Raw genomic sequence first — 20975 nt, 5'->3', positions numbered from 1 at the left:
CGGTGGGAAGTGCGCCCCGTAGGCGCGAGCCGCGCGCTTCAGACCGCCCCGACGAGGCGAGCGAACGCGCTCATCCGCGCGACGCCCTCGGGCGTGCGCGGCAGATCGTCGAGGATGCCGGTGCCGTAGACGATGTACGCCGTGTGCTGAGCACGTGAGACGGCGACGTTGAGGCGGTTCTGCAGCAGCAGGAACTCCAGTCCCCGCGGTGCGTCGCGACCCGAGGATGCCGCGAGCGACACGATCGCCACCGCCGCCTCCTGACCCTGGAAGCGGTCGACCGTTCCCACCGGCACTTCGGTGTATCCCGCTGCGGCGAGCGCTTCTTCTACGAGGACCTGCTGCGCGTTGTACGGCGTGACCACGATGATGTCGCGCTGTTCGAGCGGACGCGGTGCGAGCGCGGCGTCGGGCAGCCACGCGCGGCCGAGGAGATCGCCGACCAGGCGTACGACGACCTCGGCCTCTTCGGGAGAGGCGGTGGCGTTGCGCCGATGGGCGACGGGCACCGGCACGACGCCCGGGGTCACGCCCTCGAGCAGCCGATCCGCCGTCGACGCGTGCGCGGCGAGACGTCCGTCATAGGCCAGCACGGAGACCGGTTCGGCGACCTCCGGCCGCATCCGCCGGGTCTCGGCCAGGAAGAACCCGCGGTCGGCGGGGATGACGTGCGCGCCGTCCATGATCCAGCCGAGAGCCGACGTGTCGACCGGCTCGGGGTGCGTACCCTGGCTGACCTGCGGCAGCTGCTGCGGGTCGCCCAGGAGGAGGAGGCGGGATGCCGCGACCGAGACCGCGATCGTCGAGGCGAGCGAGAACTGGCCCGCCTCGTCGATCACGAGCAGATCGAGGCTGCCGCGCGGGATGCGACCCGCGTGGGTGAGGTCCCACGCTGTGCCGCCGATGACGTAGCCATCCGGACGCGTCGCGGTGAAGTCCGCCACGCCGTTCTTCGGGATGACGGTGAAGGCCTCATCACCGGTCGGCTCGCCCTTCACCGCCTTGGCGATCTTCTCGCGGGGCACACCCGCCGCCGCGATGCGATCGAGCATGTTCTCGACGACGGCGTGCGACTGCGCGACGACCCCGACGCGGTAGCCGCGTTCACCGACCAGACGCGCGACGACGTGCGACCCGACGTAGGTCTTGCCCGTCCCCGGCGGGCCCTGGACGGCGAGATAACTGCGGTCGAGGTCGACGATGGCGCGCGAGATATCGGCAACCGGGTCGGATCCATCGCTCGGCAACCCGCCGGAGAGCGTCCGCGGCGGCCGGCGCAGCAGGAGATCGGTCGCGGGGTCGGCGGGCAGCTCGGGCGCTGCGGCGATCACGCCGTCGGCCCACGTGTCGATCGCCGCCTGCTGGCTGCCCGCGGGAGGCGGGGCCGCCGGGGTCAGCGCGATCGGCAGCTCCGACCACATGTACGCCCCCGCAGCGAGCTCCTCGACGATCGCGCCGTCGTCGAGGACCTCGACGACCCGGACGCGCCGGTCGGCGTGGATGAAGCGTGGCCGCGGTTCGGTCGGGAACGGCGCGGGCGACTCGTAGATCGCGAAGGGGGACGAATCGACGCTCAGCCGCGTGCCCGGCGCGACCTCGCCGCGGAGCTCGAGGATGCGCCGGTCGGTCCGGGCGCCCTCGGGGCGATGCCAGTCCTCGAGCACGCGGCTGCGTTCCGCCGCGACGGCGACGACATCACGGGTGTCCTCCCACATCGAGAGCGGTTCGCGCAGACGGAGGAAGTGGGTGGCCCAGAACGACTTCGCCTCGCGCGGGTAATAGTCGATCGCTGCCGCGCCGAGCCGGAGTGCAATCGCGGCCGGCGCTTCGACGCCCGCGGGGTCGTCGGCGGCCGCGGCATCCGCGAGCCGTGAGAGCGCGATCGCTCGCGGCGACGGCTCGTAGGCGCGCTCTTCGGGCTCGACGTCTGCCGACGGCCGCAGCTGCGCTTCTCGCGCCCGATCGACGAGCCAGTCGCGCAGGCGCCGAGTGGAGACGCAGTCGTAACGGTTGTAGTCGGCGAGGTCGGCGAGGATCGCAGCGGCTCCGTCGGCGTCACCGGACTCGGCGAGCGCCCGCGCCTCGACGTAGCGGACGATCGAGTCGTCGCCCTTCTGGACATCGCTCGTCCGGACCTCGGCGCCCATGTACAACGGTTCGAGCTTCTTGATCGAGTACGACCGCGACCCCACGCGCAACGCGCGGCGGACGATCGGATACAGGTCGACGAAGACGCCGTCGCGCAGCAGCCGGTCGACCTCGGCCTCGCCGACGCCGTACCTCGCGGCCATCGCGAGAAGGTGCGTCGGCTCGTACGGTGCGTAGTGGTAGATGTGCATCGCCGGGTGCGCGGCGCGGTGCACGGCGACGAAGTCGAGGAAGGTCTGGAACGCCGCCTTCTCCTCGTCGAACGTGTGAGCCCACAGCGCGGAGTACTGCTCGCGCAGGTCGACCCACCCGAACAAGTAGTCGATGCCCCAGTGGCGACCCGGCCCTTCGGTGTAGAGCGGGTCGCCCTCGAAGTCGAAGAACAGGTCGCCGAGGTCGGGCCGGGGAAGCGCGCCGAGCGCCTGGGGGAAGACGACCTCGAAGGTCGGCAGGGGCGCAGCGCTCGGGGCGTTCTCGGGGTCGCCGTCGACCGCGGCCGTGACGCCTCCCGCCGGGCTCTCGAGTTGCAGCCGCGCCTGGGTGCGGAGCCCGGTGAACGTGTCCCACGACATCCGCGCGGGCGCTTCACGTGCCGCGGCGAGCTCGTCGATCGTGGTGACTCCGGCGGCCCGCAGACGCTCGCGCTGGATCGGCCGCATCCCCGCGACGAGCAGGAGATCTCGCGCGGCCACGACCTCGAGGTCGCAGGTCGCGCAGCGTCCGCACGCCGCGATCCGCAGGTCGCCACGGTCGTCGCCCCACGCGATGGGCTCACCTGCCGCGCCCGTAGCGACATCACGATCGGCGATGAGCGAGCGCAGACGCTCGCGACGCAGGACGAACACCGGCGCGATGTCGGCCCGGGCGTGCCGCGACACCGTCCCGTCGCCGAGCAGCAGCTCGACGTGATCGGCCACGCGGGCGCCCTCGCGATCGAGCTGGACGGCATACGCCTCGAGCTGCATCAGCGCGGTCACGCGGGCGTGACGCGCGAGCTTGGTGTCCTGCACGATCCACCGGCCGTCGTCGTCGCGCAGGAGGAAGTCGGCGAAACCGACGAAGTCGGTGTCGGAGAACGCCGCCTGGTAGATCACTCGCGCATCCGAGGCGAGGGCTTCGCGAGTGAGCTCGACGGCACGCGCCAGGCCCGCGGCATCCGACGAGCGCGTCTCGGGAATCTCGGCGACGCTGTCTCCGAACTCGGCACGGTACGCGGCGAGCTGGCGTTCCTCGTGGCGGTCGCCGAGACGACCCGCGCGCTCGAGCGTCGGATCGTCGGGCTCGTCGACCGCCGCGACGCGTCCGAGCTTGGCGTCGATCGCTCGCAGCCAGGCGAACTCGCACTCGGCCGCGGCCTTGAGGTCGCTCGCGCTCCAGACGATTCGGCCTTCGTCCTCGATGTATCGCATGATCCCCTTCCGTTCAATGACCCTAACCGCGGGGTGCGACACCGCCGACGCCGGTGCCAGACTGAGGAGGGTGAACGAGTCGCTCCCCTTCGCCAGCGCGTACGCCCACGGCTTCGCGCGGGTCGCCGCCTGCACCATCCCGGTGGCCATCGCCGATCCCGCCGCCAACGCCGAGGCCGTGCTCGCCGAGGCGCACGCGTGCGACGCCGACTCCGTCGCGGTCGCCGTGTTCCCCGAGCTCTGCCTCACCGGGTACGCCATCGAGGACCTCGTGCTGCAGGACGCCGTGCTGGATGCCGTCGACGCGGCGATCGAGCGCATCGTCGAAGCATCCGTCGATCTCATGCCGGTGCTGGTGGTCGGTGCCCCGCTCCGCCACCGCAGCCGCCTGTACAACTGCGCCGTCGTCATTCATCGCGGCGAGATCCTCGGTGTCGCGCCGAAGGCCCACCTGCCCACCTACCGCGAGTTCTACGAGCGGCGCTGGTACGCCGCGGGTGAGGAGTGGGACGGCGAAGGCATCCGCATCGGCTCGCACGAGACCGTGTTCGGGACCAACCTCCTCTTCGACGTCCGCGACGTACCCGGGCTCGTCCTGCACGCCGAGGTGTGCGAGGACATGTGGGTACCGGTGCCGCCCTCGTCGCGTGCGGCTCTCGCGGGAGCGACGGTGCTCGTGAACCTCTCGGGCTCGCCGATCACGATCGGCCGGGCCGACGACCGCCGCACGCTGGTGCAGTCGCAGTCGCTGCGATGCCTCGCCGTCTACGCCTACGCCGCGGCGGGTCTCGGCGAATCGACCAACGACGTCTCGTGGGACGGCCAGACCATGATCTACGAGGGCGGTTCGCTCCTCGCCGAGACCGAGCGCTTCCCCGACGGGCCGCGGCGCAGCGTTGCCGACGTCGACCTCGACCGGGTGCGCCAGGACCGGTACCGGCAGGGCACCTTCGACGACAACCGCCGCACGACGGCGACCGACTTCCTCACCGTCGAGACGTTCCTGCACCCGCCCGCCGAGGACATCGGCCTGCGGCGCACCCTCGACCGCTTCCCGTTCGTCCCGGACGACCCGGCACGTCTCGACCAGGACTGCTACGAGGCGTTCAACATCCAGGTGTCCGGACTCGAGCAGCGGATGCGCGCGATCGGCGGCCCCCGCCCCGTCATCGGCGTCTCGGGCGGACTCGACTCCACCCATGCGCTGCTCGTCGTCGCCCGCGCGATGGACCGCATGGGGCGACCGCGCAGCGACATCCTCGCCTACACGATGCCCGGCTTCGCCACGAGCGACCACACGAAGTCGAACGCCGTCGCCCTCGCCGAGGCGATCGGCGCGACGATCGAGACGATCGACATCCGCCCCGCCGCGAACGAACTCCTGCGCGGCATCGGACACCCCTACGCCTCCGGCGAGCCGGTGTACGACGTGACGTTCGAGAACGTCCAGGCCGGTGTGCGGACCGACTTCCTGTTCCGGCTCGCGAACCGCCTGAACGGCATCGTCATCGGCACCTCCGACCTCTCGGAGCTCGCGCTCGGCTGGGCCACCTACGGCGTCGGCGACCACATGAGCCACTACGCGGTCAACGTCGGCGTTCCGAAGACCCTCATGCAGCACCTCATCCGGTGGGTCATCGCGCATCGCGAGGGCACGGGCACCGACCTGTCCGACGAGGCCGTCGCCGTGCTGCAGTCGGTCCTCGACACCGAGATCAGCCCCGAGCTCGTGCCCGCCGGCGAAGACGGCAAGGTGCAGTCCACGGAATCGACGATCGGGCCCTACGCCCTGCACGACTTCGCGCTGCACCACGTCCTGCGCTACGGGTTCCGCCCGTCGAAGATCGCCTTCCTCGCTCAGCACGCGTGGTCGGATGCGGATGCCGGCGACTGGCCGGTCGGCTTCCCCCGCGACAGCCGGTACGCGTATGACCTCGCCGAGATCACCCAGTGGCTGCAGGTGTTCATCAAGCGGTTCTTCGGCTTCGCGCAGTTCAAGCGCAGCGCCATCCCGAACGGGCCCAAGGTCGCCGCGGCGGGCTCGCTGTCGCCGCGAGGCGATTGGCGCGCGCCGTCGGACGGCAACCCCGAGGCGTGGCTCGCCGAACTCCGTCGGGCGCTGCCCGATCTCGTCGACTGACCGGCCTGACCGGGAGGACCCGGGTCAGGCTGTCGGCAGGGTGCCGGAGGCCAGGGTGATGAGCCACCCGTCGCGCGAGATGTCGACGAGCGTGTACTTCATGTTGCGATCGGGGATCCAGCCGCGGTGCCGGCCCGGGTCGAGCCGGACCTGCTCCGGCGCGACGCGGACACCGCGACCGTCGGCCTCGAGCACCGCCTGCACGTGAACCCAGTGGTCGACCAGGTCGAGTGTGTCGGTGCCCGCGAACAGCCGCGAATGCTTGCGCATCCGGGCCAGGTCGGCCGGCTCGGGGTGCGCGTCGCGGATGTCGATCCCGAGCGGCAGTCCCGGGTCGCTGACCGCGACGACCGTCGCCGCGCGGAAGCTGGCCGTCGTGATCGCCAGCGGCACCTCGACTCCGTCGCGTGAGGCGACGAGTCGCGTGTGATATCCGAACCCCCGCGGCGCCTCGCGTTCGATCCGCACGTCTTTCTCGTCGCAGCCGAGCGCCTGTGCGACGAGTTCGCGTGCGATCATCCGCCGCCGGTGGTGCACCGTGATCGCCGGGTCCCAGCCGAGCCGAGCCGTGATGCCCGCGGGCGTGTCGAGAAGTACCGTCTGCATGTCGTCGCTCCCGCCTCTGGATGGTCTGACCTCAGTTCGAGTCTAACGATCACGCCTGCCCGTACCAGGGTGTGCCGCCGGGTCAATCCGGCCACCTGGCCGCTCGCGCTTCCGGTCGACGCGACCTCGCCTAGGCTGGCGGGATGAGCCTCGACAACGGCGACGACAAGCGACCGTCCTCCGCCCGCATCGCGATCTGGGTCGTGGTGGGCGGCATCGGCGCCTACCTGCTGATCTCCGGCATCCTCGGCATCATCGCTCGGGGCGGTGCCTGACCGTGCGACGCCTCCTGGTCGTCGCCCACCGCGACGAGCTGACCGGCTTCCCCGCCGACATCCCGGGGTTCGACATCCTGCTCACCGGCCCCGGCAAACTGCTCGCCGCGCATGAGCTGACCCGCGCTCTCGATCGCACCGCATACGACGAGATCGTCGTCGTCGGGACGGCGGGGGCGGTGGCCGGCGCTCTGGGACCCGGCATCTACGAGGTCGGCGACGCCGTTCAGCACGACGTGTTCGATCTGGCCGGCGTGCGCGGGCGACACCTCTCAATGCCCGAGCGCGTCGAGGCCGGGGGCGCCGGGGTGCGCATCGCGACGGGTGACGTCTTCGTCGACGATGCCGAGGCGGTCGCCCTCATCCAGTCACTCGGCGCCCAGCTGGTCGACATGGAGGCGTACGTCTACATCTGGGTCGCGCAGCGCTTCGGCATCCCCATCCGGGTGCTCAAAGCGGTGTCGGATGATGCCCAGGACGGCGCGACGACCGGGTGGGATGAGGCCGTGGCCGCGTGCAGCCGGGCTCTGTACGAGCGGATCCGCGCCGACTACGGCGTCTGATCGCTGCTGCGCGCGAACAGCCGGCGTAGCAGCAGGAACACGACGAGGGCGACGACCGCGACGAGCCCGAGCTTGACCGCGAACACGGCCAGGCGCAGCACGATGTCGACGATCACCCACGCGACGAAGATCGCGGCGATCACTCCGACGACGGTCCAGAAAGTCCTCACGACGCCAGCCTAGTCGCGCTCGCTGAGCGCCTCCTGCCGGATGATGCTCGGGCCCTCGCGCGTCGCCTCGACGACGATCTGTGCGGCGAGCTGCTCCTTCATGCCCTCGACGTGACTGATGACGCCGACGGTCCGGCCGCCCGCGCGCAGCTCGTCGAGAGTGCGCATCGCAAGCTCGAGGGTCTCGGGATCGAGCGACCCGAAGCCCTCATCGACGAAGAGCGTGTCGAGACGGATGCCGCCGGCACGACCGGTGACGACCTCGGCGAGACCGAGCGCGAGGGCGAGGGAGGCGAGGAAGGTCTCTCCTCCCGACAGCGATTGCGGCGAGCGGAGACGGCCGGTGTGCGCGTCGAGCACCTCGAGCCCGAGTCCGGATGCTGCGCCACGGGCCTGCAGCGCGTCGCTGTGGTGGAGGGTGTAGCGACCCGACGACATGTCGCGCAGGCGCAGATTGGCGGCCGCGACGATCTCTTCGAGCTCGGCCGCGAGTACGAAGGTCTCGAGATCCATCTTCCGGGTGTTCGGGGCCCGACCCGCGACGGTGTCGGCGAGGCGGGTCACCGTCGCCGTCCGCTCGGCGAGACCGGCCACCGCGACGAACGCGTCGTCGATGCGCAGGAGGAGGTCGCGCATCGTCTCGGCGGCGTTGACGGCATCGCGGTGCGCCGCGATCGCCGCACTCCGCGCGCGGTCTCCGCTGGCGACCGCCTCCGCAGCAGCGTCGAGATCGGGCCGCTCGTCGGGCAGCCCCGCGGCGGCGAGTTCGAGCTCGAGAAGGCGGGCGCGCGTGGCCGCGACGTCCGCGGCGTGCTCGGCGACGCGCCGCGTGAGGGCGGTTCGCTCGTTCTCAGGGAGCAGCGCCTCGCGCACCTCGCCGACGTCCGCGAACACCGATGCCTCGATCCGCTGCGCCCGGTCGTTCGCCGCATCACTCGCGGTCGCCTCGCTGTGGGCGAGCGCCCGCCGGCTCTCGAGCACCGCGCGCGCGAGGTCACGCCGCTCGGTCGCCGCCGCGATGCGCTCCGCGACCGTCGCGAACGGACCCCGCGCGTCGGCCACCTCCCTCTCCAGGCGCGCGAGCGTCGTCGTCGCGACGGCGGAGCGCTCGCGCGCATCGGCCAGGGCGGCCGCGAGGCGAGAGCGTTCCTCGGTGGCCTCCGCGTCGAGACGGTCGAGCACGTCGCGCTTCTCGGTGAGAGCGATGACTCGCTCTGCGGCGCGTTCGGAGGATGCCAGCTCGTCCCGGGCCTGAGCGAGCAGGTCCGCGAGCTCGTCGCTCCCGCGTGCGCCCGCGCGCGCTGTCGCGGCGGCGAGCTCTGCGCGCAGCAGGGCGGCGCGCTCGCCCGCGTCGCGGGCCTCGGCGGCGGCGGCATCCCGCGCCGACTCCGCGTCGGCCAGATCGTCGTCCGTCACACCGTCGTCCGCCGGGGGTGCGGGATGCGGGTGATCGAGCGCCCCGCAGACCGGGCAGGCCTCGCCCTCGGTGAGTTCGGCGGCGAGCTCTCCCGCGCGACCGGCCACCCGTCGCCGCAGCAGGTCGGTGACGGCGGCGGCTGCCGCCTCCGCGTCACCGCTCGCCCGCAGGTAACGCTCCTCGGCCTCGCCGAGCTTGCCAGCAAGGCGTCCCGCGTCGTCGGCGGCCTCGGCCCGGGCGGTGAGATCACTCACTCGCACGCGCTGCTCGTCGACGCGCGCCGCCGCGAGCGTCTCTGCCGCGACCTCGGCCGCGACGCGTTCGCGCTCCGCGGGCAGAAGGGCATGCTGCTCGTCGAGCAGCGTCGCCTGTTCTTGAAGGAGGGCGATCTCGGCCGCAGTCGCGTCTCGGGCGTCGGTGGCGTCCGTCAGCTCGTGCTCACGGGCGAGCGCGTCGGTCCAGCGCGCGATGTCGCCGGTCAGGGTCTCGACCAGAGCGGAGATGTCGTCGTCGGCGGCTCCGCCCGCTGCGGTCCAGCGCGTCTCGGCCCGCTCCACCATCGCGCGGGCCTGCCCCGCCGCTTCGCCCGACCGGTCGGCCTGCTCCAGTGTCGCGCGGAGCGCTTCGGCGGCGCGCGCACGCTCGAGTCGGCGTTCAGCCGCAGCTACCTCATCGGCGACCGCGTCGAGGTCGTCCAGACGTCGCCGCGCCGCGGCGAGGTCATCGAGCACCCGCACCCGCTCGACGAGCTCGGCATGCGCCGCCACGAGAGCGGCCTGCCGTGACTCCGCCTGCTGGCGGAGTTCGTCGGCCTGCTCCACGCGATAATCGGCGCGACGGTGTGCTCGCTCGACGACATCGCGTCGACCGGCGAGGTCGAGCGGCGCCGCCTCGTCCGTCGCGCCGTCGTCGCCGATGGCGCTGCTCTGCTGCGTCATCGCGGCCTCGGCCAGCTCGAGAAGCGTCCGCACCTGATCACCGGCGGCGTCGAGCTCGCGCTGCGCGGCGCGGCGACGCTCCTCGAGGTCGTCCTTGTACTGCTCGAACCGCTTCGTGCCGAACAGGGTGCGCAGCAGCTGCTGCCGCTCGTCGTTGCGGGCGAGGAGGAATCGCGAGAACTTGTTCTGCGCCAGCAGGATCACCTGCTGGAACTGCTGCGCGTTCAGCCCCAGCACCTCGTCGAGCAGCAGGGCGACCTCGCGGGGTTTCGCCGCCCGGCCCACCCACTCACCGTCGACGTGCTGCTCGAGCTCGGCGCGCGCGATCTCGGTCGTGAGCTTGTCGCCGCGCTTCGCGGGCCGCTCGTACTCCGGCGCTCGGGTCACGCGCCAGCGCTGCCCGCCGACGGTGAACTCCAGCCGCACCTCGGTGGGGTCGCCCAGGAAGCTGTGGTCGCTGCGAAGACGCCGCTCACCGTTGTCGTAACGCGGCACCGAGCCGTAGAGCGCGAAGCTCACCCCGTCGAGGATGCTCGACTTGCCCGCGCCGGTCCGCCCCGAGATGAGGAAGACGCCGTCGCGATCGAAGGCGTCGAAGTCGACGGTCTGCTTCTCGCGGAACGGACCGAAGCCGGTCAGCTCCAGGCGATGGAGCTTCACGCCATCGCCTCCACGCGGATCCGCTCGTCGAGGACGTCGGCCAGCAGCTCGCGCTCGCGCTCGTCGGCCCCAGCCCCCTCTCGGACGTGCACGAGGAACGCTTCGACGAGCTCGGCGTCGCTGCGCGCGGCGCGCACGCGGTCGACGTAGGTGCGCGCGTCGCTCGGCGCGGCATCCGCCGGGGCGTGCACCACCTTCGCGCAGAACGGGAAGCGTTCCTGCAGACGACGCATCGGATCGCGCTCGGGCAGCGTGTCGGTGTACTCGACGCAGACCCACGCATCGGCGTGCTGCTCGTGCGCGGGATCGGCGAGAACGTCGGCCAGCGGCCCGCGGAGGGTGACCACCCGACGCGGGACCGGCAGCTCGAGCCACCGCGCATCCGCGAAGCCGTCGGCGTCGAGATCGACCAGCCACGAGCCCCGGGGCTTCTCACCCTCGCCGAAGCTGTAGTGGAGCGGCGCACCCGCGTAGCGGACGGCGGGGGCGAGCTGCTGGCGTCCGTGGATGTGCCCCAGCGCCATGTAGTCGACGCCCGCGAAAGCAGACAGCGGCACGACGTCGAGACCGCCCTGCTGGATGTCTCGCTCGAGGTGCGGCGTCGGCTCGACACCCGCGGCGAAGCAGTGGGCGATCGCGACGGACCGCCCGCCCCGCATCGCCAGGTCGTCGCGCACGAGCCCCATCGCGCGATCGATCACGGCCGCCTGCGACCGCGCCTCGGGCCACAGGTGTCGCAGCAGTGCCGGCTCGAGGTACGGGATGCCGTAGAAGTGCACGGGCCCGTCGGCATCCGTGATCGTGATCGGAGTGCCCACCGCGGCCGGGTCGGTGAGGACGTGGATGCCCTCGCGCAGCAGGCCCGCCTGAAAGCCCAGGCGCGCGGCCGAATCATGGTTGCCGCTCGTGACGATGACGCGCGCGCCGGTGTCGGCGATACCTTGCAGCGTGTCGGAGAGGAGGGCGTAGCAGCCCGCCGCCGGCGCGGCCGAGTCGAACACGTCGCCCGCCACGACGACGACGTCGACCTCGTGCTCGCGGACCTGAGCCGTGAGCTCCTCGAGCACGCCGCGAAGCGCATCGAGCGTCGAATGACCGTGGAAGGTCCGCCCGATGTGCCAGTCGGAGGTGTGGAGGATCCGCATGCCGACCAGGGTAGGAGCAGGCTCGGACATCGCCGGGGTGCCCCGCGGGGAAGCAGCCAGACTCAGGCCTGACGGGCTCGCCTGCGCCGCGAGGAAAGGTCGGCGACGCCGAGCACGAGCGCGAGCGCGAGGAACAGGCCCACCGAGACCATCCCCAGCGCATAGGCGTCGTGGTAGACATCGATCCGCGGTGTCGACCCGCCGCCGAGCCGGTTCACCGTCGAGTAGAACAGCGACAGCGCGACGGCGGTTCCGACGGCGGTTCCGATCCGCTGCACGAGCTGACCGACCGAGCCTGCGAGACCGCCCTGCTTCACGGGTATGTCGGCGAGGGTGAGGGTCTGGTTCGGCGAGATGACGAGGCCACCGCCGAAGCCCCCCACGGTCAGGACTCCCGCCATCGCGAACTCCACGATCCCGGGCGGCACGAAGTACGCGACGAGGGCGAGAGCGACCACGGCCGAGAGCATGATGACGAGGCCGCCGACGACGAGCGGGCGCCCGACGCGCGTCACGATCCGGCCGCCGACATACGAGGCCGCGGCGCTCGCGACGGCGAATCCGATCGAGACCATCCCCGCGAAGACGGGCTCGAGGCCGACGCCCAGCTGCAGGAAGAGGGTCGTCAACAGGAACATCGCCGGCAGCGCCATGAAATAGACCGCCTGGATGAGAGTGCCGTTGCGGTACGACGAGATGGCGAAGAGCTGCAGCGGAATGAGCGGATGCTTGCCGGATGCTGCATAGCGTCGCTCCCACCACACGAAGAGGGCGGCGAAGACGCCGAAGGCGACGAGCGACCACCAGCGCTGCGGATCATCGCCCGGCGCACCGGTCGTGAGGAGGAAGGGCACCATGAGGGCGATGACGACGAACGCGAAGAGCAGGAGACCGACGGGATCCAGCTGCAGCCGCGCCGGCCGGGATTCGCGCGTCTTCGGAAGGAGCCAGACGACCCCGGCGAGTACGGCGAGGGTCAGCGGGACGTTCATCCAGAAGATGTAGCGCCAGCCGTCGTCGGCGCCGCCCAGCGCGATCATGAGGCCTCCGAGCGTGGGGCCGAAGGCCGTCGAGATGCCGATCGTGGCACCGAACAGCCCGAATGCCTTGCCGCGCTCGGCCCCCTGGAACATCTCCTGGGCCAGTCCGATCACCTGCGGCATCTGGATGCCGGCGGCGACGCCCTGCACCAGCCGTGCGGCCAAAAGCACCTCCGTGTTCGGAGCGAGCGCGCACGCGATACTCGTCACGGTGAACAGCGAGAGTCCGATCACGAACAGCGCGCGTCGCGAGCGCTGGTCGCCGATACGTCCGGCGGGAACGAGCGTGAGCCCGAAGGTGAGGACGTAACCCGACACGATGAGCTGGAGCTCGGTCGAGCCCGCACCGAACGCCTGCTCGATCGAGGGCAGCGCGACGTTGACCTTCGTCAGGTCGAGGATCGTCAGCGCCGCGACGGCCACGCAGACCCAGAAGGCCCGCCACCGCTGGTGCACCGACAGCGGGATGCTCGCCGTGTCACTCATCGTGGGTCAGGGTATGCCCGCATGAGCGCGGCAGGCCCGCCCTTGCACTCTCGGGCCGAGCGTCGTACAGGGCACCGCCTCGACACGACGAATGCCCCGGGGTCCCACCCGGGGCATTCGTACCGTCGTCCGTCAGTCGGCGGCGAGGTCGTCGACGATTCGCGCGATCTCGTCGTCGCCGACACTCAGGCCGACCTCCGAGACGCGCTGACGCACGTACTTCTCGACCGTCGCGCGGTTCTCGCCCGGGAGATCAGCCCGCAGCTGCGCGACGAGCCCGTCGAGGCGCTCCTGCTCGGTCGTGTCGTGCATCGACAGCGCGGGGCCGTCCTGCACGCCCGGGGGCGAGACCGGGGTGTCCTCCTTCGGAGGCGTCACGTCGCCGCCGGTGCCCGCAGTGGTCGACCGCGTGCCGCCGCGGCCGGTCTCGGGCGCGTCCTGCGTCGCGGAGTCAGAGACGCTCGAATCGATCTCGTCGGCCTGACCGCTCATCGCTGCTCCTCCTCGTCTGCCTGCTCGTCGGTGACGAGGTCGGGGTCCAGGCCCTGCTGGATCTCGGCGCTCTCGACGAAACCGTCGGGGCTGTCGCCATCGGGCATCGGGACGTCGGCGGGGCTGTCCGCGTCGCGCACGGCGTCGTCCTCGGCCTCGCTCGCGGCGAGCGACGTGGCACCGGCGCCGTCAGGATCGACGACACCCTCGGGTAGATCGCGGTTCATGACTGTCTCCTTCGATCGATCGCCCCAGTCTGGCCCCGGCGTCCTCTCGCGAGCACCGTCTTGACAGCCGCGCGGCAGGAGACGTATCTGCGGCTTCGCGGGTCAGCGCCGCGGCTGCAGAATCCCCGCGCGATCGGGGTGCGCCTCGAACCAGTCGGCGACGTACCAGCAGACCGGGCTGATCGTCCGGTCACCGAGCGCCTCGATGTCGGCGACGGCGCGCTCGACGACCTCCGCCGCATAGCCGTGCCCGCGGAACGTCGGAATCGTGTACGCGCGGGTGAGTGCGACCGTGCGCCCGTCGTCGCGGTAGTCGAGCACGCTGACGAGGTCGTCTCCCCGGTGCAGCGTGTAGCGGGAGGCATCCCTCTCATGCGTGAAGGTCAGATCGCTCATGCGCCCACGCTACGCCCGGCCGGTGGCAGCGAGGCGAGCCAGGCGTCGATCTCCGAGCGATCGCGCAGCCGCACGATGCGCTCCCCCGCGGCGATGCGCCCGAGCATGCGCTCGCGCGTGACGGGATGGTTGGTCCACGCGAACCGGATGATGTTCCGCTCCGGATGCCATCGGAAGAGATTGCCCGCGCGCTCGCGGTTGCCGTGCCAGAGCTCCTCGCGCCGCACCACGCGGCGCAGCGTGCGTCCGACGACCTGACGCATCACGCGTCGGCGCGGCAGGTCGAGCCACACGACCGTGTCGGCGCCGTCCGGCGAACCCGGGTCGAGCAGGTCGCCCAGGCGCGACGTCCAGTTCCCGTCCGCGACCCACCCGTCCGGATGCCGCCGCACGAACTCCCGGACCCGGGCCCGGGCCTCGTCGAGATCGCGCATCCGCCAGCCGGCATCCCAGAAGACGGCGTCGAGCTCGAGCCGCGGCAGCCCGGTCCGCGCCGAGACGCGGTCCGCGAGCACGCTCTTCCCCGAGCCGGAGGTGCCGACGATCCGGATCCGCGTAGCCACGATCGTGCACCGTAGCGAGGATTGAGCAATCTGTCACATTCCGTCATCGAAGGACGCGCGGCGCTGGTGTGTTTGACACATCCGGACACGGATCGTCATAATCAACCCCATGACTGACATCGCACGCACTCTGTCCGCCCGGGAGGCGAACGGAACTGCCGACATCATGATGATGTCGCAGCGTGCTGTCATGTGTTGCCGAATGTGCCGCTGACAGGTGAACCCCGCCTGATCCTCCGCCGCTTCTGAACGCGGCCGCGGATCCCCGAGTTCCGATGGCCCGGCCCACAACGCCGACATCCGGATGCTCGCTCACCGGCCCCCGCTGGGCCTCACGCAACGCACACCCGAACCCGCCGCAGGCTGACAGCCCGGGTTCACGTTCCGAGGACGAACCTCCCATGTCGAACACCGCTCTTCTCGCCCCCGCCGCCCCCGCTCGCCACCTTCGCGCCGTCGAGACGCCTCCCCCGGCGCCCGCCGCTGCGACCTCGACCGCACCCCGCGGCTTCGCCCTGTACGTCGGCATCGACGAGGCCAAGGCCGCCGTCGACGGCGTCTCGCTCTCGACCCTCGTCGAGGCGCTGCGCCGCACGCTGGGCGAGCTCGCCCCCCACGCCGAGACCTACGCGACCGTCGCCCTGGCACCGGTCGGCGCGGGCGGACGCGACGTCGACGTCGTCCGTCTCGCGCTCCACGAGCCCAGCGCGGTCGCCCGCACGAAGCAGGACGTCCCGGCGGAGGACCACGTCCCCGGCGGCGTGACCGTCGACATCTCGCGCAAGCGCGTCTTCATCGATGGCGAGTCGGCGGCCTTCACCTTCAAGGAGTTCGAGCTGCTGCAGTACCTGGTGCTCCGTGAGGGACGCACCATCGAGCGCTCCGAGCTCGTCGAGTCGCTGTGGAGCAACGGTTCCGACGACGAGGCGCCGGGCGAGCGCACGATCGACGTCCACGTCCGCCGGCTGCGTGCGAAGCTCGGCCGCTACGAGGACATCGTGCGCACGGTACGCGGCGTCGGCTACCGGTTCGACCGCCACGCCGACGTGGTCATCCGCTACGGCCACGGCACGCCCTCGCCCGACCGCTTCTGATTCGCGCCGCGTCACCCCGACGCCGATCGACGTCGCTCACGGCGGGATGTCGGAGGTTCCGACGTAGGGTGTCGGCATGAGCGCGGTGACGACGGGACGGATGCCGGGTCGCCGCCCGGCGATCCGCGAGCGCGATGCCGCGCCGCCGCCGCCGTCATCCCGCCCGATCGAGACCGAGTACCGACCGGCTGCGCCGATCGACATCGCCCGCGCGGTACGTCACCAGCAGCACGGCGCCCACGATCCCACGATGACGGTCTCAGGCGACGTGATCTGGCGCGTCAGCCGCACGCCGCGCGGCGTCGCGACGCTCGCCCTGCGGGTGGGCCGCTCGCTCGTGAGAGCAGCCGCCTGGGGTCCCGGCGCCCAGTGGGCGATCGAGCAGCTGCCGCGGCTGTGCGGCGCACACGACGATCCCGAAGGGTTCGACGGGACGCGGCATCCGCTCATCGCCGACATCCACCATCGGCATCCCGACATCCGCCTGGGCGCGACCGACCTCGTCTTCGACGACCTCGCGAGCGCGATCTTCGAGCAGAAGGTGACGGGCCTGCAGGCCTTCGGCGCTTGGCGCGCGATCGTCACCTGGTACGGCGAGCGCGCGCCGGGACCGACGCCGCGTCCGATGTTCGCCCCGCCCGCGGACTGGCACCTGATTCCGAGCTGGGCGTGGCATCGCGCCGGCCTCGAGCCGCCGCAGTCGCGCACCGTCGTGCGCGCGGCACAGCGACGGGCGTCGGTCGAGCGCGCGGTCGCCGGCGCCCGCGGCGGCGACGAGCACGAACGCATCCTGACCTCACTGCCGGGGATCGGGCCGTGGACCTCCGCGGAGACCCGCATCCGCGCCTTCGGCGATCCCGATGCCGTGAGCGTGGGCGACTACCACCTGTGCCACACCGTGGGCTACGCCCTGACGGGCCACCGCGTCGACGACGACGGGATGCTCGAACTGCTCGAGCCGTGGCGGGGCCACCGGCAGCGTGTCATCCGGCTCATCTACGCGGGCGGCGTCTTCGAACCGCGCCGCGGCCCGCGGCTGCATCCCGAAGACCACCGCGACCGCTGACCCGCGCGGCACCGTAGGCTCGGGGCATGGCGAATCGGGGATGGCAGCGCGGACACACCTACTGGGCGCTCGGCGCCGCCCTCGTCTTCCTGCTCGGCATCGTGTTCGGCCTCGTGATGAACAACGTGTGGCTCGGCCTCGTGCTCGCCGCGGCGATCTCGGTGGGATGGCTCATCGCCTACGAGTCGCGCCGGGGACGCAACGAGGGCGTCTACGACCGCGACGACGACGGCGCGCAGCTCTGACCGCCGCGCGAGCCGCTTCACCTGACACTTTCCGCCCCCTTCACGCGCCGGATGCGGCCACAACTGCCAGGTGAAGCCCTCTCGGTGCGCTGCGATCAGCGGAAGTACACCGCGAGCGGGTACTCGCCGTCGTCGCGGACCGCGATCGGCGTCTGGAACACGCTCTCCAGCACGTCGGGGCGCATGATGTCGCGCGGTGTCCCCGCGCACGCCACCGTTCCCCCGGTGAGCGCGACGATGCGGTCGGCGTAGGCGGCGGCGAAGTTGATGTCGTGGATGACGACGACGACGGTCTTGCCCAGCTCATCCGCCGCACGCCGCAGCTGCCGCATCATCCCCACGGCGTGACGCATGTCGAGGTTGTTGAGCGGCTCGTCGAGCAGGATGCAGTCGGTGTCCTGCGCGAGCACCATCGCGACGTAGGCGCGCTGGCGCTGCCCGCCGGAGAGCTGATCGAGGTAGCGGTGCGAGAGGTCCTCCAGATCGAGGAAGCGCAGCGCCTCGTCGACGTGGCGCCGGTCGTCGGGAGTGAGGCGTCCCCCGGAGTGGGGGAACCGCCCGAAGCCGACGAGGTCGCGCACCGTGAGCCGCGTGACGAAGTGGTTCTCCTGCCGCAGGATCGACACCACGCGCGCCAGCTCGCGGCTCGGGGTGCGCGCGACATCGAGACCGCCCACCGTGACCGTGCCCGTGGTGGGCTCGGTCAGGCGCCCGACGATCGTCAGCAGCGTGGACTTGCCGGCGCCGTTGGGCCCGACGAGGGCGGTCACCCCGCCGGCCGGGATCTGGAGGTCGATGGGACCCAGCACGCGCAGGCCCCCGTAGGACTTCGAGACGTCGGTGAGGGTGATCACAGCGCGCCCTTTCGCAGCAGGTAGACGATGAAGAAGAGGCCGCCGACGAACTCGATGATGACCGTGAGCATGCCCGCGGCGTAGAACACGTGCCGCAGCACGAAGTAGCCGCCGAGCAGCGTCGCCGCCCCCAGCAACGCCGCGAAGGGCAGGATCACGGCGTGGCGGGACGATCCGGCGAGCTGGTAGGCGAGGGTCGCGACGATGAACCCGAAGAAGGTCATCGGGCCGACGAGCGTCGTGGAGACCGAGATGAGCACGGCCACCAGGATCAGCAGGACGGTGACCTCGCGCTTGTACGCGAGGCCGAGGTTCGTCGCTACGTCGCGCCCGAGGGTCAGCACGTCGAGACGTCGGCGGCGGCGCCACACCACGACGAGGACGATCGCGACGATCACCGCGGCCCATGGCAGGTACTCGGGGTTCGAGTTGCTCAGGTTGCCGAACAGGCGCGCCGAGAGGAGGTCGAAGTCGCTCGGAGTCAGCAGCCGCTGCATCACCGTCGAGAGCGAGCCGAAACCGACCCCGAGCACGATTCCGATCAGCAGCATGATGTGCAGGTTTCCCCGCTTGCCGGCGAAGAGCCACCCGTAGAGGAGCGTCGCGAACGCCACCATCAGCAGGCTCTGGAGGGCCACCTTGGCGAGCCCGTCGGTGGCCGCGAGCGCAGCTCCCCCGAAGAAGAACACCAGGCCGGTCTGCATCACGACGTAGAGCGCGTCGAACCCCATGATCGAGGGCGTCAGGATGCGGTTGCCCGTCGCGGTGTGAAATAGCACCGTCGCGACCGCCTGGCAGCATGCGACGATCGCGACCGTCGCCACCGTCGTGACCCGGAGCTCCACGGCGAGCCAATAGCCGCGCTGCGCCGGATCGAGAGGGATGTTCCACGTCAGCAGCAGAACGGCCGCCGCGGCGACCATGATGGCGAGAACGACGAACCGCAGCCACACCCGCGATCGGACAGTGCCGCGCAGCGTCTCAGCCATCGTGCCCTCGCTGCCGCAGGAGCAGCACGACGAACACGGCAGCACCGAGGACGCCGAGGATCATCGAGACGGGCACCTCGAACGGCATCCGGATGACGCGGCCGACGATGTCGCAGACGACGATGACAGCCACTCCGCCGAGACACACCCAGGGGAGGTTCGCGCGGAGATTGTCTCCCCGCCACATCGACACGAGGTTGGGCACGACGAGCCCGAGGAAGGGCAGGAACCCCACGACGACGGTCGTGACGCCGGTCGCGACGGCGACGAGGGCGGTGCCGAGGAGGAGCACCCGGTCGTAGTCGACACCGAGCGTCGTTGCGACATCCTTCCCGAGGCTCGCCGCCGTCAGCCGGTCGGCGAAGAGCGCGACGAGCACGACGACGATGCCGACGACCCACAGGACCTCGTAGCGACCACGGACGACGGCGGTGAAGCTGCCCATGAACCACGTACCCAGCATCTGCAGGGCGTTCGCACTGACCGCGAGGTAGGTCGTGAAGGACGAGACGACGGCGCCGAGCATGATGCCGATGAGCGGCACGATCAGCGACGAGCGCAGCTGGATGCGACGCAGGATCGCGAGGAAGACCATCGTGCCGACGAACGCCGCGAGGCTCGCGAAGAGCATGCGTACGACCAGCGGAGCGTCGGGCGCGAGGAGCACCGTCGCGAGGAGGCCGAGCGCTGCCCACTCGGTGGTCCCAGTGGTGGTCGGCTCGACGAAGCGGTTCTGCGTCAGCAGCTGCATGACGAGGCCGGAGACGGCCATCGCGCAGCCCGCGAGGACCAGCGCGAGCGTGCGCGGAATCCGGGTGATCCACAGCATCTCCGAGCCGACGCCGTCCGAGGCGAGGTCGTAGACGCCGACGAAGAGGGACAGCACGACGAGACCGGTCACGACGGTGATCGCGGCCGGGAGGGCGAGACGCCCGCGGATGCGGGCGGGGGCGGTGAGCGCAGTCATGACGGATCGCGGCGCCCCGGCCGGCAGTACCGGACGGGGCACCGCGCAGGACGATCAGGCCGCCGCGGCGAAGGCCGTCGCGATGTCGGCGTAGAGCTTGGTGTACGCCTGGATGCCCTCGTCGAGGTAGAAACTCGGTGCGAGGTAGACGATCTGCCCCTTCTGCACGGCGGGCACGTTCTGCAGCGCTTCGGACCCCTCGATGAGCTCCTTCGCCGAGACATAGCCGTCCTCGCCGAACATGGCGTCCCGGTCCAGCACGATCAGCCACTCGGGGTTCGCCGCCGCGATCGCCTCGACGCTGATGTCGTCGCCGTGCGAGGCGTTCTCCGCTCCGCGATCGATGCCGGGGACGAGTCCGAGCGTGGGGAAGACGGCACCGACGCCGCGCCCCTCCCCCGGGGCCGCGAACGAGATCTTGCCGCCCGAGGTGAGCAGGCCGACGACCGTGTCGGTGCCGTTGTAGGCCGCCTTCGCGTCGGCGACGGCGCCGTCGAGGGCGTCGGCGAGCTTCTTCGCGTCATCCTCCCGATCGAAGACCTGTCCGAGGATCTCGACCTGGCGCTTCAGCTCGGCGACCTGCTCCTCGCCCTCGCGAGCACTGGTCTCGATCGTCGCGGGCTGGATCGCCGTCAGGTCGTCGTAGATGTCGCGGAAGCGGTACCCGCCGACGATGAGGTCGGGCTGGGCCGAGATGATCGCCTCGAGGTCGGGCTCGCGGTGCAGCCCGACGTCGAGCACGTCGTCGCCCCCGGACAGGTTGGGCCACAGGTCGTACATCAGCGGCTTGGGTGCCGCCACGAGGTCGATGTCCCAGTCGCTGAGCGTCTGGAACGTCGTGTTATCGAGCGCGACGACGCGTTCGGGGGCGACGGGCACCTCGATCTCGCCGTGGTTGTCGGTCACGGTGACGGTCGTGGGCGCGGTCGCGTCACCGCTGGGCGCGGCATCCGGGCTCGCCGACGACGCGCACCCGGCGAGGCCGAGCGCTGCGACGAGCGCGATCGAGACGAGTGCGGGACGGCGGATGGCATGGCTCACGTGACGTAACTCCTGGTGCGGTGCGTATCGGATGCTGGTCGACG

At 71.2% G+C, this 20975-nt stretch carries 20 protein-coding genes; 6 read left to right on the top strand and 14 right to left on the bottom strand.

Annotated elements, in window-relative coordinates:
- Positions 1-38: 38 nt before the first annotated feature.
- Positions 39-3557 carry a bifunctional RecB family nuclease/DEAD/DEAH box helicase gene (locus tag P6897_RS03695; protein WP_282502136.1) on the bottom strand — a complete coding sequence of 1173 codons (3519 nt, stop codon included), beginning with the start codon at positions 3555-3557 and terminating at the stop codon, positions 39-41.
- Between the two features lie 70 nt (positions 3558-3627).
- Here P6897_RS03695 and P6897_RS03690 point away from each other — a divergent pair, with 70 nt between their 5' ends.
- Positions 3628-5697 carry an NAD(+) synthase gene (locus tag P6897_RS03690; RefSeq protein WP_282502135.1) on the top strand — a complete coding sequence of 690 codons (2070 nt, stop codon included), beginning with the start codon at positions 3628-3630 and terminating at the stop codon, positions 5695-5697.
- Between the two features lie 24 nt (positions 5698-5721).
- Here the strand turns inward: P6897_RS03690 and P6897_RS03685 are convergent, their stop codons facing one another.
- Positions 5722-6303 carry a hypothetical protein gene (locus P6897_RS03685; RefSeq protein ID WP_282502134.1) on the bottom strand — a complete coding sequence of 194 codons (582 nt, stop codon included), beginning with the start codon at positions 6301-6303 and terminating at the stop codon, positions 5722-5724.
- A 143-nt stretch (positions 6304-6446) separates the two neighbouring features.
- Between P6897_RS03685 and P6897_RS03680 the strand changes: the two genes are divergently transcribed.
- Together P6897_RS03680 and P6897_RS03675 are read left to right on the top strand one after the other, a co-directional pair.
- Positions 6447-6578 carry a hypothetical protein gene (locus P6897_RS03680; RefSeq protein ID WP_258524632.1) on the top strand — a complete coding sequence of 44 codons (132 nt, stop codon included), beginning with the start codon at positions 6447-6449 and terminating at the stop codon, positions 6576-6578.
- A 2-nt stretch (positions 6579-6580) separates the two neighbouring features.
- The gene (locus P6897_RS03675) at positions 6581-7141 is read left to right on the top strand and encodes a nucleoside phosphorylase (RefSeq protein WP_282502133.1); all 561 of its coding nucleotides are present in this window, start codon (positions 6581-6583) and stop codon (positions 7139-7141) included.
- On the opposite strand, the gene P6897_RS03670 is transcribed toward P6897_RS03675, so the two are convergent.
- The 8 genes from P6897_RS03670 to P6897_RS03635 form a co-directional block, all read right to left on the bottom strand.
- Positions 7129-7311, bottom strand: coding sequence for a hypothetical protein (locus P6897_RS03670; protein ID WP_023952247.1), 183 nt, complete (start codon positions 7309-7311; stop codon positions 7129-7131). The genes P6897_RS03675 and P6897_RS03670 overlap by 13 nt on opposite strands.
- 9 nt (positions 7312-7320) lie before the next feature.
- Positions 7321-10326: an AAA family ATPase gene (locus P6897_RS03665; protein ID WP_282502132.1), complete on the bottom strand. Its 3006-nt coding sequence runs from the start codon at positions 10324-10326 to the stop codon at positions 7321-7323.
- Positions 10323-11471, bottom strand: a complete 1149-nt coding sequence (locus P6897_RS03660; protein ID WP_282502131.1) for an exonuclease SbcCD subunit D C-terminal domain-containing protein — start codon at positions 11469-11471, stop codon at positions 10323-10325. The genes P6897_RS03665 and P6897_RS03660 overlap by 4 nt, the downstream gene beginning before the upstream one ends.
- Before the next feature lie 62 nt (positions 11472-11533).
- Entirely contained in the window at positions 11534-12997 is a 1464-nt protein-coding gene (locus tag P6897_RS03655; protein ID WP_274178450.1) for an MFS transporter, read from the bottom strand.
- Positions 12998-13129: 132 nt separating this feature from the next.
- Positions 13130-13489: a hypothetical protein gene (locus P6897_RS03650; protein WP_258524631.1), complete on the bottom strand. Its 360-nt coding sequence runs from the start codon at positions 13487-13489 to the stop codon at positions 13130-13132.
- The gene (locus P6897_RS03645; RefSeq protein WP_064956107.1) at positions 13486-13716 is read right to left on the bottom strand and encodes a hypothetical protein; all 231 of its coding nucleotides are present in this window, start codon (positions 13714-13716) and stop codon (positions 13486-13488) included. Before P6897_RS03645 ends, P6897_RS03650 begins: the two co-directional genes overlap by 4 nt.
- A gap of 102 nt (positions 13717-13818) precedes the next feature.
- Positions 13819-14112: a GNAT family N-acetyltransferase gene (locus P6897_RS03640; RefSeq protein WP_112616677.1), complete on the bottom strand. Its 294-nt coding sequence runs from the start codon at positions 14110-14112 to the stop codon at positions 13819-13821.
- Positions 14109-14675: a toxin gene (locus P6897_RS03635; protein WP_282502130.1), complete on the bottom strand. Its 567-nt coding sequence runs from the start codon at positions 14673-14675 to the stop codon at positions 14109-14111. The genes P6897_RS03640 and P6897_RS03635 overlap by 4 nt, the downstream gene beginning before the upstream one ends.
- 401 nt (positions 14676-15076) lie before the next feature.
- Here P6897_RS03635 and P6897_RS03630 point away from each other — a divergent pair, with 401 nt between their 5' ends.
- The 3 genes from P6897_RS03630 (at position 15077) to P6897_RS03620 (ending at position 17080) form a co-directional block, all read left to right on the top strand.
- Positions 15077-15769, top strand: coding sequence for a winged helix-turn-helix domain-containing protein (locus tag P6897_RS03630; protein ID WP_274178448.1), 693 nt, complete (start codon positions 15077-15079; stop codon positions 15767-15769).
- Between the two features lie 100 nt (positions 15770-15869).
- Positions 15870-16835, top strand: coding sequence for a DNA-3-methyladenine glycosylase 2 family protein (locus tag P6897_RS03625; protein ID WP_282502543.1), 966 nt, complete (start codon positions 15870-15872; stop codon positions 16833-16835).
- 26 nt (positions 16836-16861) lie between these two features.
- A complete protein-coding gene (locus P6897_RS03620) occupies positions 16862-17080 on the top strand; it encodes a hypothetical protein (protein ID WP_112616669.1) in 219 nt (72 codons plus the stop codon).
- Positions 17081-17175: 95 nt separating this feature from the next.
- Here P6897_RS03620 and P6897_RS03615 read toward each other — a convergent pair whose 3' ends face one another.
- Genes P6897_RS03615 through P6897_RS03600 form a run of 4 tightly spaced genes read right to left on the bottom strand, consistent with a single transcriptional unit; the run spans position 17176 to position 20931 of the window.
- Positions 17176-17934, bottom strand: coding sequence for an ATP-binding cassette domain-containing protein (locus P6897_RS03615; protein ID WP_282502129.1), 759 nt, complete (start codon positions 17932-17934; stop codon positions 17176-17178).
- Positions 17931-18923: an iron chelate uptake ABC transporter family permease subunit gene (locus P6897_RS03610; RefSeq protein WP_282502128.1), complete on the bottom strand. Its 993-nt coding sequence runs from the start codon at positions 18921-18923 to the stop codon at positions 17931-17933. The genes P6897_RS03615 and P6897_RS03610 overlap by 4 nt, the downstream gene beginning before the upstream one ends.
- Positions 18916-19890 carry an iron chelate uptake ABC transporter family permease subunit gene (locus tag P6897_RS03605; protein WP_282502127.1) on the bottom strand — a complete coding sequence of 325 codons (975 nt, stop codon included), beginning with the start codon at positions 19888-19890 and terminating at the stop codon, positions 18916-18918. The genes P6897_RS03610 and P6897_RS03605 overlap by 8 nt, the downstream gene beginning before the upstream one ends.
- A 54-nt stretch (positions 19891-19944) precedes the next feature.
- Entirely contained in the window at positions 19945-20931 is a 987-nt protein-coding gene (locus P6897_RS03600) for an ABC transporter substrate-binding protein (protein ID WP_274178444.1), read from the bottom strand.
- Between the last annotated feature and the right edge of the window lie 44 nt (positions 20932-20975).

The organism is Microbacterium sp. BDGP8 (assembly GCF_029991045.1).
GTDB classification, from domain to species: Bacteria; Actinomycetota; Actinomycetes; order Actinomycetales; family Microbacteriaceae; genus Microbacterium; species Microbacterium plantarum.
This window is presented reverse-complemented; position numbering and strand designations above follow the sequence as displayed.